This window comes from Nocardia asteroides (genome assembly GCF_900637185.1).
GTDB classification, from domain to species: domain Bacteria; phylum Actinomycetota; class Actinomycetes; order Mycobacteriales; family Mycobacteriaceae; genus Nocardia; species Nocardia asteroides.
The window spans coordinates 4,309,280-4,326,078 of the sequence record NZ_LR134352.1 but is presented as its reverse complement, the minus strand read 5'-3'; the positions used below and the strand labels follow the sequence as shown (position 1 = coordinate 4,326,078).

The window sequence follows — 16,799 nt, the reverse complement described above, 5'->3', positions numbered from 1 at the left end:
TGCGCACCAGAGTGGACACCCTGTTGGCATTCTGTCAATAGTCGGATCAGCCATTGACAAACCGCCAATAGCGATGCCATGGTACAAAGTGCTTGGACATCCAACTATTGGATCCCCTGCAACTGCGCACTGCGCATCGACCCACGACAAGGACTGGCATGGTTCGCGAACTCACCCACTTCATCGCCGGGCAGCACACCTCCGGAACCTCCGGCCGGTTCGGCGACGTCTTCGACCCGAACACCGGCCAGGTGCAGGCCCGCGTGCCGCTGGCCACCGCGGCCGAGGTCGAGGCGGTCATCGCCGACGCGGCCGCCGCGCAGCAGGTGTGGGCGGCGTTCAACCCGCAGAAGCGGGCCAGGGTGCTGATGAAGTTCCTGACGCTGGTCAACGACGAGATCGACAGCCTGGCCGCCCTGCTGTCCTCCGAACACGGCAAGACCATCGCCGACGCCAAGGGCGACATCCAGCGCGGCCTCGAGGTCATCGAGTTCGCGGTCGGTATCCCGCACCTGCTCAAGGGTGAGTACAGCGAGAGCGCGGGCACCGGCATCGACGTGTACTCGATGCGGCAGCCGCTGGGTGTGGTCGCGGGCATCACCCCGTTCAACTTCCCGGCGATGATCCCGCTGTGGAAGGCCGGACCGGCGCTGGCCTGCGGTAACGCGTTCGTGCTCAAGCCGTCCGAGCGTGACCCGTCGGTGCCGCTGCGGCTGGCCGAGCTGTTCCTCGAGGCGGGTCTGCCGCCGGGGGTGTTCAACGTGGTCAACGGCGACAAGGAAGCCGTCGACACCATCCTGCGCGACCCGCGGATCAAGGCGGTCGGCTTCGTCGGCTCGACCCCGATCGCGCAGTACATCTACGAGACCGCGACCGCCAACGGCAAGCGCGCCCAGTGCTTCGGCGGCGCGAAGAACCACGCGATCGTCATGCCCGACGCCGACCTCGACGATGTCGCCGACCAGCTCATCGGCGCCGGGTACGGCTCGGCGGGTGAGCGGTGCATGGCGATCTCGGTGGCCGTGCCGGTGGGGGAGGAGACCGCCGATCGGCTGGTCGCCAAGCTGACCGAGCGGGTGCACAAGCTCAATGTCGGCCGCTCCGACGATCCGGGCGCCGACTTCGGCCCGCTGGTCGGCGCCGACGGCGTGGCCCGGGTGAACAACTACGTCCAGATCGGCATCGACGAGGGCGCCGAGCTGGTCGTCGACGGTCGTGGTCTGGTGGTCGAGGGTGCCGAGGACGGCTACTTCGTCGGCGCCACCCTGTTCGACCGTGTCACCGCCGACATGCGCATCTACCAGGAGGAGATCTTCGGCCCGGTGGTCACCGTCGTGCGCGCCGGTGACTACGAGGAGGCGCTGCGCCTGGCCGACGAGCACGAGTACGGCAACGGTGTCGCCATCTTCACCCGCGACGGCGACACCGCCCGCGACTTCGCCGCCCGCGTGCAGGTCGGCATGGTCGGCATCAATGTGCCGATCCCGGTGCCGATCGCCTACTACACCTTCGGCGGCTGGAAGCGCTCGGGCTTCGGCGACCTGAACCAGCACGGCCCGGACTCGATCCGCTTCTACACCAAGACCAAGACGGTCACCCAGCGCTGGCCCGCGGGACTGAAGGAGTCCAACGCCTTCGTCATCCCGACGATGGACTGAGCGGCGATGTTCACTCTCACCGACGACGAACGCGCGATCGCCGAGACCGCGCGCCAGTTCGCCGACGAGTTCCTCGCGCCGAACGCGCTGGACTGGGACGAGCGCAAGCACTTCCCGGTCGACGTGTTGCGCAAGGCGGGCCCGATCGGGCTCGGCGGCATCTACGTGCGTGAGGACACCGGCGGCTCCGCGCTGCGCAGGCTCGACGCCGTCCGGATCTTCGAGGAACTCGCCACGGGCTGCCCCGCGGTGGCGGCCTACATCTCGATCCACAACATGGCGACCTGGATGATCGACGCCTACGGCACCGAACAGCAGCGCCACCGCTGGGTACCGGGCATGGCCGCGATGGAGCTGCTGGGCAGCTACGCCCTGACCGAGCCCGGGGTGGGGTCCGACGCGGCGGCCTTGAGCACCAAGGCCGTTCGCGACGGCGACGACTACATCCTCAACGGCGCCAAGCAGTTCATCTCCGGCGCGGGCGCCAACGACGTGTACGTGATGATGGTGCGCACCGGCGGCGACGGCCCGCGCGGGATCTCGGCGCTGATCGTGCCCGCCGACACGCCCGGTCTGACCGTGGGCCCGAACGAACGCAAGATGGGCTGGAACGCGCAGCCGACGCGTCAGGTCGTCCTCGAGGACGCGCGGGTGCCGGTGGCCAATCGGCTGGGCGCCGAAGGCGACGGTTTCGCGATCGCCATGAACGGCCTCAACGGCGGCAGGCTCAATATCGGCGCCTGCTCGATCGGCGGCGCGCAGGCCGCGCTGGACAAGGCCGTGCTGTATCTGGCCGAACGGCACGCCTTCGGCAAGCCGCTGGCGCACAACCAGGCCCTGCAGTTCGATCTCGCCGACATGCGGACCGAGCTGGAGGCGGCGCGGACGCTGCTGTGGCGGGCCGCCGCCGCGCTCGACGCCGACGCGCCCGACAAGGTCGAGCTGTGCGCGATGGCCAAGCGGTTCGCCACCGACATCGGTTTCGAGGTGGCCAACAAGGCGTTACAGCTGCACGGCGGATACGGCTACCTGCACGAATACGGCCTGGAGAAGATCGTGCGCGACCTGCGCGTGCACCAGATCCTCGAGGGCACCAACGAGATCATGCGGGTGGTCGTGGCCCGCACGCTGACAGGAGCGGCATGACCGACGAACCCGAAGTGCTGATCACCGTCGCCGACGGACTCGGGCTGATCACCCTGAACCGGCCCAAGGCCATCAACGCCCTCAACCACCCGATGACGCTGGCGATCACCGACGCGCTGCGATCCTGGGCCGACGACGACGCGGTGCGCGCGGTCGTCGTCACCGGCGCCGGGGAGCGCGGGCTGTGCGCGGGCGGCGACATCGTCGCCATCCACACCGACGCGAAAAGCGGCCGGGCGGGCGCCGATTCGCCGACCGGGCGCTTCTGGCGCGACGAATACGTGCTCAACGCCCTGATCGGCGGCTACGCCAAGCCGTATGTGGTGATCATGGACGGCATCGTGATGGGCGGCGGTGTCGGCCTGTCCGGGCACGGCAGCCATCGCATCGTCACCGAACGCTCCCGCATCGGCATGCCCGAGGTCGGCATCGGCTTCGTGCCCGACGTCGGTGGCACCTTCCTGCTGTCGCGGGCGCCGGGCGAGATCGGCACGCATGTCGCGCTGACCACCGCCCGGATGAGCGCCGGCGACGCGATCGCCGCCGGTTTCGCCGACCACTACGTGCCCTCGGCGGCGATCCCGGATCTCGTGGACGCGTTGCGCACCACCGAGGTCGACGCCGCGATCGCGCGCGTCGCCCAACCGGCGCCGGCCTCGGATCTGCTCGCCCAGCAGTCCTGGATCGATGCGTGCTACCGCGCCGAGACCGTCGAGGAGATCGTGTCCCGTCTCCAGACCGCCGACTCGCCCGAGGCGACCAAGGCGGTCGACGAGCTGCTGGCGAAATCGCCGGTCGCGCTGAAGGTCACGTTGCGCTCGCTGCGGGCGGCGCGGGAACTGACGAGCCTGGAAGCGGCCCTGGAGCAGGAATACCGGGTCTCGATCGCCGCGCTCGGTTCGCACGACCTGGTCGAGGGCATCCGCGCCCAGGTCATCGACAAGGACCGCACCCCGCACTGGCAGCCCCCGACCCTCGGCGACGTCACCGACGCGCAGGTGGCCGCCTATTTCGCCGCACTGGGGGACAACGAACTCGACCTGACGACACAGGAGACACCGCGATGACCAAGATCGGTTTCCTCGGCCTCGGCCACATGGGCGCGCCGATGGCCGCCAACCTGGTGCGCGCCGGCCACGACGTGATCGCCTACGATCCGGTCCCCGCCGCCCGGGCCAAGGCCCTGAACGACGGCGCGACCGTGGTGGAGACCGCCGCCGCGGCCGCCACCGACCGCGACGTGGTGATCACCATGCTGCCCAACGGCAAGCTGGTGCTCGACGTCTACGCCGAACTGCTGCCCGCCGCGACCCCCGGCACCCTGTTCATCGACTGTTCCACCATCGATGTCGCCGACGCGAAAGCCGCGGCGGAGCTGGCGGTCGCGGCCGGGCACCGCCCGCTCGACGCCCCGGTCTCCGGCGGCGTCGCCGGTGCCACCGCGGGCACCCTCACCTTCATGGTGGGCGGCGCTGCCGCCGACTTCGCCGACGCGGGGGAGGTGCTCGGGGTGATGGGCGGCAAGGTCGTGCACTGCGGCGACGCCGGGGTCGGGCAGGCCGCCAAGATCTGCAACAACATGCTGCTCGGCATCTCCATGATCGGGCTGTCCGAGGCGCTGGTGCTCGGCGAGCGCCTGGGCCTGAGCCACCAGTCGTTCTTCGACGTGGTGTCCACCGCGTCGGGCCAGAGCTGGGCGTTGACCAGCTACTGCCCCGTCCCGGGACCGGTGCCCGCCAGCCCGGCCAACAACGACTACCAGCCCGGTTTCGCCACCGCGCTGATGTCGAAGGACCTCACCCTGGCCGCGAACGCGTTGCGCGCCAACGGCATCGACGGACAGCTCGGTGAGCTCGCCGCCGCCATCTACGAGCGGTTCAACCAGACCGGCGCGGGCCGGGACTTCTCCGCGATCGTCACCGACATCCGCGACCGTTCCGGGGAGGCGGAGGCGTGAGCGACTACGAGACCATCCTGCTCGAGCGCAAGAACCGCGTCGGCTGGATCACCCTGAACCGGCCCAGGGCGCTCAACGCGCTCAACACCCGGGTGCTCGACGACATCGTCGCGGCCCTGGCCGAGCTCGAGCGCGACGACGAGGTCGGCGCGGTGGTGATCACCGGCTCCGCCAAGGCCTTCGCCGCGGGCGCCGACATCAAGGAGATGCAGCCCAAGTCCTACATGGACATGTTCATGGACGACTTCTTCGCCCGCTGGGACCGGCTGGCCAACTTCCGCAAGCCGACTATCGCCGCGGTCGCGGGTTACGCCCTCGGCGGCGGCTGCGAGCTGGCGATGCTGTGCGACATCCTGATCGCCGCCGACACCGCCCAGTTCGGTCAGCCCGAGATCAAACTCGGCGTGATCCCCGGCATCGGCGGCTCGCAGCGGCTCACCCGCGCGATCGGCAAGGCCAAGGCGATGGACCTGGTGCTGACCGGCCGGAACATGGGCGCCGAGGAGGCCGAACGCGCCGGGCTGGTCTCGCGCATCGTGCCCGCCGACGATCTGCTGGACGTGGCCGCCGAGGTCGCCGAGACCATCGCGGCCAAGTCGCTGCCGGTGACGATGATCGCCAAGGAGGCGGTGAACCGCTCCTTCGAGACCACCCTCGCCGAGGGAATCCGCTTCGAACGGCGGGTCTTCCACTCGCTGTTCGCGATCGAGGACCAGAAGGAAGGCATGAACGCCTTCGTCGACAAGCGGACCGCACACTTCACCCACCGCTGACCCCGTCCCACGACCTTTTCGAGGAACCATGACCGAGGCCTATATCTACGATGCGATCCGCACCCCGCGCGGACGCGGCAAGAAGAACGGCGCCCTGCACGGCGTCAAGCCGCTCGACCTGGTGGTCGGGCTCATCGAGGAACTGAAGGTCCGCCACCCCGGCCTCGATCCGGCCGTCATCGACGACATCGTCCTCGGCGTGGTCTCCCCGGTCGGCGATCAGGGCGCCGACATCGCCAAGACCGCCGCGCTGGCCGCCGGCCTGCCCGACACGGTGGCCGGCGTCCAGCTCAACCGGTTCTGCGGGTCGGGTCTGGAGGCGGTCAACACCGCCGCGCAGAAGGTGCGCTCCGGCTGGGAACAGCTGGTGATCGCCGGTGGCGTGGAATCGATGTCGCGCGTCCCGCTGGGCTCCGACGGTGGCGCCTGGGCCATGGACCCGGTGACCAACTACGACACCTACTTCGTGCCGCAGGGCATCGGCGCCGACCTGATCGCCACCATCGAAGGCTTCAGCCGCGAGGACGTCGACGCGTTCGCGGTGCGCTCGCAGGAGAAGGCCGCCGCGGCCTGGTCCGGCGGCTACTTCGCGAAATCCGTTGTCCCGGTGAAGGACATCAACGGTGCGGTGCTGCTCGACCACGACGAGTTCATGCGCCCCGGCACCACCGTGGAGAGCCTGGCCGAGCTCGCCCCGTCCTTCGCGGCGATGGGGGAGATGGGCGGCTTCGACGCCGTCGCCATGCAGCGCTACCACCACGTGGAGAAGATCGACCACGTCCATCACGCGGGCAACTCCTCCGGCATCGTCGACGGCTCGGCACTGGTACTGATCGGCAGCGAAACCGCAGGCGCCGCGGCCGGTCTGACCCCGCGCGCCCGGATCGTCGCCGCCGCGGTGAGCGGCGCGGACTCGACCATCATGCTGACCGGTCCGGTGCCCGCCACCGAGAAGGTGCTGGCGCTGGCCGGGCTCACCGTCGACGACATCGACCTGTTCGAACTGAACGAGGCCTTCGCCTCGGTGGTGCTGAACTTCCAGAAGAAGCTCGGCGTCCCCGACGAGAAGATCAATGTCAACGGCGGCGCCATCGCCATGGGTCACCCGCTGGGGGCCACCGGCGCCATGATCACCGGAACCATGGTCGACGAGCTCGAGCGCCGGGGCGCGCGGCGCGCGCTGATCACGCTGTGCATCGGCGGCGGCATGGGCATCGCCACCATCATCGAGCGCGTCTGAGCGCCGCGGAGACAGAGGAAAGACCATGACCGACAGCATGATTGCCTGGGATCTCGGCGCCGACCGGGTGCTCGTCCTCACCATCGACGACCCGAGCCAGTCGACCAACACCATGACCGAGGCGTTCGCGCGCGACCTCACCGCCACCGTCGACCGGCTCGAGGCCGAGAAGGACACCTACGACGGTGTCATCCTCACCTCGGGCAAGGACACGTTCTTCGCCGGTGGTGACCTGAACCTGCTGATGAACGCGACGCCGGAGACCGCGCCGCAGATCGCCCTGGGCTTGGACACCTACAAGGCCGCGTTCCGCCGCCTCGAGCAGCTTGGTAAGCCGGTGGTCGCCGCGATCAACGGCACCGCGCTCGGCGGCGGCTTCGAGGTCGCCTTGGCCACTCACCACCGCATCGCGCTCGACGCCAAGGGCAGCCTGCTCGGCCTGCCCGAGGTCACCTTCGGCCTGCTGCCCGGCGCCGGTGGTGTCACCCGCACCGTGCGACTGCTCGGCATCACCAACGCGGTGCTCAACGTCGTCGGCCAGGGCCAGCGGATGAAGCCTGCCAAAGCCCTACAGGTCGGGATCATCCACGAGGTCGCCGCGACGCGCGAGGAGATGTTCGACAAGGCGCGGGCCTGGATCGCGGCCAACCCGGAGGCGGCGCAGCCCTGGGATACGAAGGGCTACAAGATCCCCGGCGGCACCCCGTCGAGTCCGGCCGTGGCCGCCAATCTGCCCGCGTTCCCCGCGAACGTCCGCAAGCAGCTCAAGGGAGCTCCGATGCCGGCGCCGATCGCGGTGCTGGCGACGGCGGTCGAGGGCGCGCAGGTCGACATCGACACCGCCTTCGCCATCGAGACGCGCTACTGCACCAAGCTGATCTGCGGCCAGGTCTCGACCAACATGATCAAGTCGCTGTTCTTCGATCTCGGCACCATCAACAAGGGCGGCAGCCGCCCCGAAGGCTTCCCCGTGCGCACGCCGGAGAAGGTCCTCGTGCTCGGCGCGGGCATGATGGGCGCGGGCATCGCCTATGTGCAGGCCCGCGCCGGCATGCGGGTCGTCCTGAAGGACGTCACGATCGAGGCGGCCGAGCGCGGCAAGGACTACTCGCGCAAGCTGCTCGACAAGGCGCTGCGCAAGGGCACGATCACCCAGGACAAATACGACGAGATCCTGGGCCGCATCCACCCGACCGCCGATCCGGCCGATGCCGCGGGCTGTGACTTCGTCGTCGAGGCGGTGTTCGAGGATCCGGGCCTGAAGAAGAAGGTGTTCGGCGAGATCGAGGCGCTGGTGAACCCGGATGCGCTGCTCGGCTCCAACACCTCGACCCTGCCGATCACCGACCTGGCCACCGGGGTGCAGCGGCCGCAGGATTTCATCGGCCTGCACTTCTTCTCGCCGGTGGACAAGATGCCCCTGGTGGAGATCATCGTCGGCGAGCAGACCAGCGACGAGGCCATCGCCCGCGCCATCGACTACACCCTGGCCATCAAGAAGACCCCGATCGTGGTGAACGACAGCCGAGGGTTCTTCACCAGCCGCGTGATCGGCCAGTTCATGGACGAGGCCATCGCGCTGGTCGCCGAGGGCGTGCACCCCGCGTCGGTGGAGCAGGCCGCCACCCAGGCCGGCTACCCGGTGGGCGCGCTGGCGCTGGCCGACGAGATCAATATGAAGCTTGCCCAGAAGATCCGGCGCAGCCTGAAGGAGAACCTGCTCGCCGAAGGTAAGCGCTGGACCGAGTCCAAGGCGTACCCGCTCGTCGACGCCATGGTCGACGAGTTCGACCGGCCCGGCCGGCTCGAGGGCCGTGGCTTCTACGAGTACGACGCCGACGGCAAGAAGCTGGGCCTGTGGCCCGAGCTGGTGGCGAAGTACACCCGCGACGACCACGGCATCCCGTTCGCCGACATGCAGGAGCGGATGCTGTTCGCCGAATCGCTCGACACCGTCCGGTGTTTCGACGAGGGCGTGCTGCGCACCGTGGCCGACGCGAACATCGGGTCGATCTTCGGCATCGGGTTCCCCGCGTGGACGGGCGGCGTGGTCCAGTACATCGAGCAGTACGACGGCGGCCTGGCCGGATTCGTGGCGCGCGCCGACGAGCTGCGCGCCGCCTACGGAGACCGGTTCGAGGTCCCGGCGTCGTTGCGGGCCAAGGCCGCCGCCGGGGAAACGCTGAGCTGACACCATGACGACGGACACGACCGTCTCGGCGCGCGGCGTGCGAGGCGACGGCAGGCGTGCGCACCGCAGGCACGCTGTCGTCGTCGCCGCGCGGGACGTGTTCGTCGCCAGCGGGTACCACGGCGCGCGGATGGCCGAGATCAGCGCCCGCGCCGGCATCAGCAAACCCGTGCTGTACGACCATTTCACCAACAAGCTGGACCTGTATCTGGCCGTGCTGCAGCAGTATCTGGACCGGATGGTCGACGGTGTCCGGACTGCCGTCGCCGCGGACGCGCCGCCGCGCGAGCGGCTGCGCGGTGCCGTGTCGGTGTACTTCGACTTCGTGGACGACGATCCCGGCGGGCACGTGCTGGTCTTCGAATCGCCGGTCCCCAGCGAGCCCAGCGTCGACTGGCGGGTCCGCAGTGCCCTGCGCGCGTGCGCCGATCTCGTCGCCACGGAACTGCGCGCGGCGGGCGTGGCCGACCTCGCCGCCGCGACCTACGCCTGGAGCCTGGTCGGCACCAGTCACCTGGCCGCCCGCCATTGGCTCGACGGCGGACGGCCGATCCCCAAGCACGACGCCGTCGAGGTGACGGCCGCCCTGTGCTGGAACGGCCTGTCCGGCTGGGAAAGCCGTCCGGGCCACCGGTAATCGCTTCATCCTCAGAGAGAGAATTCGATGTCACCGTCCTTCGCCCTGCTCGAATCCGACGACGCCTTCCTCGCCACGGCACCGAATCGCTATGTCCACGTGGTGGATATCGCCGCGCCACCGGCCGCGGTGTGGGCCGCGCTGACCGCTGACGACGCCCTGGTGTCGTGGTCGTCGGCGGTGACCGGGATGCGGTGGCTCTCGCCGCGCCCGCACGGCGTGGGCGCCACCCGGGTGGTCACCCTCGCGGGCGTGGCCGCGCTGACCGAACGTTTCTATCGCTGGGACGAACAGCGCCGCATGACCTTCACCGTCGACGCCGCCTCGATTCCCGGACTGCGCCGGTTCGCCGAGGACCTCGCCCTCGCCGAAACCGCCTCGGGCACCCGGCTCACCTGGACGTTCGCCGTCGAGGGCGGGCCCGCGCTACGACCGGTCCTCAGCCTGGCCGGCCCGGTGACCAAGCGTCTCACGGCGTCGATCGCACAGGGGATCACGAAGTCCGCGGGAGTTCGGGTGTCCTGAGCGCGGGCGTCGCGGGGGAGCGGGGCGTCGCGCCATTGCGTGCACACCATGCAATGGCGCACCGCCTGCCGGGGTAGGGGAGTGCGCTGGGCGCGCGGGGCAAGGGTTCTCGAAGGGGAGGTCCAGTCGCCTCATCTCGATAAGCATGGCGGAAGGAAGAGTTCGGGAGAGACTGGCAAGAGTCATCAATAACATGTGCGTACGTAGATATGCGCATCTATCGATGTAATCTCCCTACATATCTATGATGGCCCTCACCGCAAAGTCACCATCAAAAGAACAGCTCAGGAGAACGGGGGGTCGGCCGGGTAGGTGATGGTCATTCCCTCGACGTGGGCGAACTTCGTGAGCTGGTGATCCGGGGCACGGGTGGGGGACATGATGTCGCGGACGCGGATGCCCCGGATCAGGAGTGCGTCGCCGACCAGGGAACGGTGGCAGCGCCAGGGGACGGCTTCGGCGCACATGACAGCGGTGGGTGCCGTGCGGGCCAGGTCGACGAGTTCGTCGATGCCCGCGGTGAACTCGGGTGTCTGCATGTAGTCGGCGTAGGCGCGGAAGGAGGCGTTGCGCCAGCCGCTGTCGAGGTCGGTGCGGTTGCCGTGCCGGAGGCCGCCGAGTGCGGCGAGGTAGATGTAGCGGATGCCCGCCGCGTCCAGGGTGGCGGGGAGCTGCTCGCGGCCGAACTGCGGATTGTGCCGGGAGCGCGGCACCGTCCTGATGTCGGCGAGCTGGGTGATGCCGTACGTCTGGAGCAGGTCCACGAATTCGTTCGCGGTCCTGGTGGAGTGGCCGATCGTGTACACCGTCAGCACGGGCCGAATCCTAGGTGGGCGTGCGCGCGGATCCGGCGATCGTCTGCGCGGTGCGGAAGACGTCTTCGAGCATGGCCGGGGTGAGTCGGCCGGTGAAGGTGTTGTGCGGGCTCACGTGGTAGCAGCCCAGGACGGTGATGGACCGGCCGTCGGGATGGGAGAGCGCCACCTGCGCACCGTGTCCGAAGCGGGGCCGGGGGCGGGGGATCTGCCAGCCGCCGGCGGTGAGGACGGTGAACAGCGCCTGCCAGCCGAAGCCGCCGAGCACCACGATCACCCGCACCGTCGGCGCCATGAGTTCGAGTTCCCGGCTCAGGTACGGCGCGCAGCGATGCCGTTCCTCGCTGGTCGGCTTGTTCTCCGGGGGCGCGCAGTGCACGGGCGCGGTGAGCCGGATGTCGCGGAGTTCGATGCCGTCGTCCCTGCTGACGGGGTGTGCGCCGGTCGCGAGGCCGACGGCGTGCAGAGCCGCGAACAGGACGTCGCCGCTGCGGTCGCCGGTGAACATGCGGCCGGTGCGATTGCCGCCGTTGGCGGCGGGCGCGAGGCCGACGACGAGGATCTCGGCGTCGTCGGGACCGAAGCCGGGCACCGGGCGGCCCCAGTATTCCTCGTGCCGGTAGGCCGGGCGTTTGACCCGGGCGACTTCCTCGCGCCAGGCCACGAGCCGCGGGCAGGCGCGGCAGGTGGAGATCAACGCGTCGAGAGCGGGCACGCTGGTGGCGTCGGGCGCCGCGAGCGGGGCGGTCTCCGGGTCGTCGCCGGCCATCGGGCCAGTCTAGTCGGCGTGGACCGTTAGACGACCGAACTTCCTGCGCGGTACCGCTGGTACCACGTACTGTGAGGCCATGGTGTCCACCGAGATCGTGACCGCCGACGGAGTCGTGCGCGGTCGTGCGGGCCGTCGAGTTCTGAGCTGGCGCGGAATCCCCTACGCGGCCCCGCCCGTCGGAGAACTGCGGTTCCGCGCTCCCCAGCCCGTACAACCGTGGACGGGGGTGCGGGCGGCGACCGAGTTCGGCAAAGCCGCCGTCCAGAACCCCAGTGGTTCGCGGACCGGCGCGCGGACGTGGCAGCCCACCGGCGAGGACTGCCTGACCCTCAACGTGACCGCTCCCGCGACGCCGTCGACGGGACCGCGCCCGGTGATGGTGTTCATCCACGGCGGCGGCTACCTGATCGGCGCGGCGAGCATGTACTCGGGCGCGCGGCTGGCGGTGCGCGGTGACGTGATCGTGGTGTCGATGACGTACCGGCTCGGAACCCTCGGCTATGTCGACTTCAGCGAATTCTCCACGCCCGACCGGCCTTTCGAAGCCAATCTCGGCCTGCGTGATCAGGTCGCGGCGCTGGAGTGGGTGCGGCGCAATATCGCCGCGTTCGGCGGCGATCCCGACAATGTGACCGTCTTCGGCGAGTCGGCCGGGGCGCACGCGGTGATCACGCTGCTCGCGACTCCCGCGGCTCGCGGCCTGTTCCACCGGGCGATCGCGCAGAGTGCCCCCGCCGACTGGACCGCGAGCCGCGCGGAGTCCCGCCGGTTCGCCCGTGCCTGCCTGGACCGGCTCGGCGCCGATCCCGCCGACGCGGTGCGGGTGCTGACCACGACGCCGGCGGGTGAACTGGGCCGGGCGGGTGATCGCGCGCTGGCCCGATCGTTGCGTGACCTGCCGGGAAGCTTCCCGTACACGCCGGTGGTGGACGGTGATTTCCTGCCGGAGGCGCCGCTGGACGCGATCGCCGCGGGCCGGGCGCATCCGGTGCCGCTGATCATCGGCACCAACCGCGACGAGGCGACGCTGTTCCAGCGCTTCGCCAAGGCCGTCCCGCACACCCCCGCGCAGCTGGCGACCGCTTTCGGCCGGTGTGAGCCGGGTGCCGAGCAGCGGGTGATCCGCAGCTATCCGGGCTATCCGGCGGCGCGGACCGCGGTGCGGATTGGCGGTGACTTCATGTTCTGGCGGCCGACGCTGGCGGTGCTGGAGGGGCACAGCCGGTACGCGCCGACCTACGCGTACCGGTTCGACTACGCGCCCCGTGCGGTGCGGCTGGCCGGGTTCGGCGCGACGCACGCGCTGGAGCTCGTCCCGGTGTTCGGCTGGGTCGACACCCCGGTGGGGCGGGCGATGACGGCGGCGGGCGGGCGGCGTTCCTTCCGCTACGTGCAGGATCAGATGCAGGACAACTGGCTGGCTTTCGCCCGGACCGGGGAGCCGCTGCCGATGTGGTCGCCGTATACCGCGGAGCGGCGGGCGACCTGCATCATCGATCATCCGACGCGCATGCTGATCGATCCCGACCCGCTGCAACGGGAGGCGTGGCAGGGTGTGCGGATCGCCTCGGTCGGTGACGTGCTCGACGGGCTGAACGAGGCATGACGGTCGAGGTGGACGCGGATCGGCTGGCCGACCGCATCCGGGCGCTGTACGCGCAGGACGCGCAGATCCGGGCGGCGACGCCGATCCCGGAGGCGCACGCGAGGGTGACGACGCCGGGAACGCCGTTGGCGCGGATCGTCTCGACGGTGATGACCGCGTACGCGGACCGGCCCGCGCTCGGTGTGCGCCGGACGGAGCTGGTCGTCGAGGCGGGCCGGGCGACGCGGCGGTTGCTGCCGGAGTTCGAGCTGCTGACCTACGGCGAGGTGTGGGAGCGGGCTCGGGCGCTGGCCGCGAGCTGGTATGCCGAGGGGCTGGCGGCGGGGGAGTTCGTCGCCACGCTCGGGTTCACGGGCGCGGACTACACGGTGCTCGATCTGGCGACGATCCATCTCGGCGCGGTCGCGGTGCCGTTGCAGGCGGGGGCGAGCGCGACGCAGCTGCGGTCGATTCTGGACGAGACGGCGCCGCGGGTGCTGGCGGTGGATACCGCGAACCTGGCTGTCGCGCTGGATGTGGTGCTGGCCGGGGCGGCGCCGCGGGCGCTGGTGGTGTTCGATCATCATGCCGACGACGACAACGATCGGGAGGTGCTGGCAGCGGCGCGGGCCCGGTTGCGCGCGGCGAATTCGCCGATCGTACTGAGCACGGTGGCGGAGGTGATCGATCGCGGCAGGCTCGCCGACCCGGCTCCGTTGGTGGTGCCCGCGCCGCAGGACGATCCCCTCGCCATGCTGATCTACACCTCCGGCAGCACCGGCACGCCCAAGGGCGCGATGTACACCGACCGTCTGGTGGCGGCGGGGTGGCAGCCGGCGCGGCCGGTCGCGGTGCTCAATGTCAACTTTCTGCCGATGAGCCATATCGCGGCGCGGCTGACGCTCAACGGGGTGCTGGCGCGGGGCGGTACCGCCTATTTCACGGCGGCCGCGGACATGTCGACGCTGTTCGAGGACATCGCGCTGGTGCGGCCGACGGAGATCTTCCTGGTGCCGCGGGTGTGCGACATGCTCCTGCACCGGTTCCGGCGTGAGGTCGATCGTCGTGCGGACGCTGGTGTGGATCCGGAGGTGCTCGCCGAGGAGGTGCGGGGCGAGTTGCGGGAGCGGGTGCTGGGTGGACGGTTGCTGACGGTGCTGTGCGGAAGCGCGCCGATCGCGCCGGAGCTGCGTCGTTTCGTCGAGTCGGTGCTGCGGTTGCGGTTGCACGACGGGTACGGGTCGACCGAGACCGGGGGTGGGGTCATCTTCGATACGAAGGTGATGCGGCCGCCGGTGCTGGACTACAAGCTCGTGGATGTGCCGGAGCTGGGCTATTTCTCGACGGACAAGCCGTATCCGCGCGGTGAGTTGCTGCTGAAGACCACGACGATGATCTCGGGGTACTACCGGCGTCCGGAGGTGACGGCGCAGGTGTTCGACGAGGACGGTTTCTGCCGCACCGGTGACGTGGTGGCCGAGCTGGGGCCGGATCGGGTCGCCTATGTCGACCGGCGCAACAATGTGCTGAAGCTGTCGCAGGGTGAGTTCGTGACGGTGTCGCGGCTGGAGGCGGTGTTCGCCGGCGCCGATCTGGTGCGTCAGATCTATGTGTACGGCAGCAGCGAGCGGGCGTATCTGCTGGCGGTGATCGTGCCGACCGAGGCTGCGCTGGCGGGCCCGGCGGCGTCGTTGCGGGCGGAGCTGGGTGCCTCGTTGCAGCGTGCGGCAGTGGCGGCGGAGCTGGAGCCGTACGAGATCCCGCGGGATTTCCTGATCGAGTCCGTGCCGTTCTCGGTGGACAACGGCTTGTTGTCCGGGGTGTCGAAGTTGTTGCGGCCCGCGCTGAAACAGCGCTACGGGGCGCGGTTGGACGCCCTCTACGACGAGGTGGTGCGTGAGCAGGAGGCGGAGCTCGAGCGGTTGCGCCGGGAAGCGCCCATGTTGCCGGTGGACGAGGTGGTGGCTCGGGCGGCGCTCGCGGTGCTGGGGTGTGCGGCGGCGGATCTGCGGCCGTCGGCGCGGTTCGGTGAGCTGGGTGGGGATTCGCTGGCGGCGCTGACGTATTCGACGTTGCTGCGGGATCTGCTCGGTGTGGAGGTGCCGGTGAATGTGCTGCTGGGGCCCGACAGCGATCTGGCCGGGATCGCGGGTTACGTTCGGCGGGAGCGGGAGCCGGGGGCGCGGCGTGTCGATGTCGAGACGGTGCACGGGGTGGGCGCCACCGAGATCCGGGCGTCGGAGCTGACCTTGGCGAAGTTCCTGGATCCGGCGCTGCTGGACGCGGCGGTGGGGCTGGAGCCCGCGGCGGATCCGGCGCGGACGGTGCTGATCACGGGTGCGAACGGCTATCTCGGCCGGTTTCTGCTGCTGGCCTGGCTGGAGCGGTTGGCGCCGGTGGGTGGACGGGTGATCTGTGTGGTGCGGGGTGCGGACGTGACGGCGGCGCGGGCGCGGCTGGACGCGGTGTTCGACACCGATCCGTCGCTGCGCGCGCATGTCGAGGCGCTGTCCGGGGCGCTGGAGGTGGTTGCCGGTGACATCGGGGAACCGCGTTTCGGTGTGGACGACGCGACCTGGCGGCGGCTGGCGGGCGAGGTCGATCTGATCGTGCATTCGGCGGCACTGGTGAATCATGTGCTGCCCTATGCCCAGCTGTTCGGGCCCAATGTGGTCGGTACGGCCGAGGTGATCCGGTTGGCGCTGACCGGTCGGCGCACGCCGGTGAGCTATCTGTCGACGGTGGCGGTGGCCGCGCAGGGGGAGTCGTTCGCCGAGGACGGTGATGTGCGGACGATGAGTCCGGTGCGCCGCCTGGACGGCTCCTATGCCAATGGTTACGGCAACAGCAAGTGGGCGGGGGAGGTGTTGCTGCGGGAGGCGTCGGACCGGTTCGGGTTGCCGGTGGCGGTGTTCCGGTCGGACATGATCCTGGCGCACAGCGAGTATCCCGGGCAGGTGAACGTGCCCGATGTGTTCACCCGGCTGCTGCTGAGTCTGCTGGTCACCGGGATCGCGCCGAAGTCGTTCTACCGCACCGATTCCCAGGGGCGGCGGCAGCGCGCGCACTATGACGGGCTGCCCGCCGATTTCGTCGCGGCGGCGGTGACCGCGCTCGGTGCGGCGGCGACCACCGGGTACCGGACCTTCGATGTGGTGAATCCGCACGACGACGGGATTTCGCTGGATGTGTTCGTGGACTGGCTGATCGAGGCCGGTCATCGGATCGACCGGATCGACGATTTCGCCACGTGGTCGGCGCGTTTCGAGGCGGCGTTGCGCGCGTTGCCCGAGGAGCGGCGCAAACATACGGTGCTGCCGCTGATGCACGCGTATCGGCGGCCGGGTGTGCCGGTGGCGGGTTCGGCGTTGCCCGCCGACGGTTTCCGCGCGGCGGTGCGGGCGGCGGGGGTGGGAGCCGACGCCGATATTCCGCATCTGGGTCCGGAGCTGATGCGCAAGTACGTGGGTGATCTCGGGGCGCTGGGGCTGCTCGGGTAA

13 protein-coding genes are annotated in these 16,799 nt (G+C 69.9%); 11 read left to right on the top strand and 2 right to left on the bottom strand.

From position 1 onward, the window contains the following. The first annotated feature begins 158 nt into the window (after positions 1-158). Genes EL493_RS20240 through EL493_RS20200 form a run of 9 tightly spaced genes read left to right on the top strand, consistent with a single transcriptional unit; the run spans position 159 to position 10,127 of the window. Positions 159-1,658, top strand: coding sequence for a CoA-acylating methylmalonate-semialdehyde dehydrogenase (locus EL493_RS20240; protein ID WP_019047144.1), 1,500 nt, complete (start codon positions 159-161; stop codon positions 1,656-1,658). 6 nt (positions 1,659-1,664) lie between these two features. Beyond that, positions 1,665-2,804, top strand: a complete 1,140-nt coding sequence (locus tag EL493_RS20235) for an acyl-CoA dehydrogenase family protein (protein ID WP_019047143.1) — start codon at positions 1,665-1,667, stop codon at positions 2,802-2,804. Next, on the top strand, positions 2,801-3,871 hold the full coding sequence (locus EL493_RS20230; RefSeq protein WP_019047142.1) for an enoyl-CoA hydratase/isomerase family protein: 1,071 nt from the start codon (positions 2,801-2,803) through the stop codon (positions 3,869-3,871). Before EL493_RS20235 ends, EL493_RS20230 begins: the two co-directional genes overlap by 4 nt. Beyond that, positions 3,868-4,761 (top strand): 3-hydroxyisobutyrate dehydrogenase, encoded by an 894-nt coding sequence (gene mmsB / locus EL493_RS20225; RefSeq protein ID WP_019047141.1) that lies wholly within the window; start codon positions 3,868-3,870, stop codon positions 4,759-4,761. Before EL493_RS20230 ends, mmsB begins: the two co-directional genes overlap by 4 nt. Then, the gene (locus EL493_RS20220; RefSeq protein WP_019047140.1) at positions 4,758-5,534 is read left to right on the top strand and encodes an enoyl-CoA hydratase; all 777 of its coding nucleotides are present in this window, start codon (positions 4,758-4,760) and stop codon (positions 5,532-5,534) included. Before mmsB ends, EL493_RS20220 begins: the two co-directional genes overlap by 4 nt. Before the next feature lie 28 nt (positions 5,535-5,562). After that, positions 5,563-6,774, top strand: a complete 1,212-nt coding sequence (locus EL493_RS20215) for an acetyl-CoA C-acetyltransferase (protein WP_019047139.1) — start codon at positions 5,563-5,565, stop codon at positions 6,772-6,774. Positions 6,775-6,799: 25 nt separating this feature from the next. Further along, positions 6,800-8,965 carry a 3-hydroxyacyl-CoA dehydrogenase NAD-binding domain-containing protein gene (locus EL493_RS20210; RefSeq protein ID WP_019047138.1) on the top strand — a complete coding sequence of 722 codons (2,166 nt, stop codon included), beginning with the start codon at positions 6,800-6,802 and terminating at the stop codon, positions 8,963-8,965. A gap of 4 nt (positions 8,966-8,969) precedes the next feature. Continuing rightward, complete coding sequence (locus EL493_RS20205) at positions 8,970-9,602, top strand: TetR/AcrR family transcriptional regulator (RefSeq protein WP_019047137.1); 633 nt, start codon at positions 8,970-8,972, stop codon at positions 9,600-9,602. Between the two features lie 27 nt (positions 9,603-9,629). Further along, on the top strand, positions 9,630-10,127 hold the full coding sequence (locus EL493_RS20200) for an SRPBCC family protein (RefSeq protein ID WP_019047136.1): 498 nt from the start codon (positions 9,630-9,632) through the stop codon (positions 10,125-10,127). 284 nt (positions 10,128-10,411) lie between these two features. On the opposite strand, the gene EL493_RS20195 is transcribed toward EL493_RS20200, so the two are convergent. Both EL493_RS20195 and EL493_RS20190 read right to left on the bottom strand, forming a co-directional pair. After that, complete coding sequence (locus tag EL493_RS20195) at positions 10,412-10,942, bottom strand: DUF488 domain-containing protein (RefSeq protein ID WP_019047135.1); 531 nt, start codon at positions 10,940-10,942, stop codon at positions 10,412-10,414. A gap of 10 nt (positions 10,943-10,952) precedes the next feature. Beyond that, positions 10,953-11,711, bottom strand: a complete 759-nt coding sequence (locus EL493_RS20190; protein WP_030202207.1) for a uracil-DNA glycosylase — start codon at positions 11,709-11,711, stop codon at positions 10,953-10,955. A gap of 79 nt (positions 11,712-11,790) precedes the next feature. Here EL493_RS20190 and EL493_RS20185 point away from each other — a divergent pair, with 79 nt between their 5' ends. Beyond that, positions 11,791-13,320, top strand: a complete 1,530-nt coding sequence (locus tag EL493_RS20185; protein ID WP_019047133.1) for a carboxylesterase/lipase family protein — start codon at positions 11,791-11,793, stop codon at positions 13,318-13,320. Next, entirely contained in the window at positions 13,317-16,799 is a 3,483-nt protein-coding gene (car, locus tag EL493_RS20180) for a carboxylic acid reductase (protein ID WP_019047132.1), read from the top strand. Before EL493_RS20185 ends, car begins: the two co-directional genes overlap by 4 nt.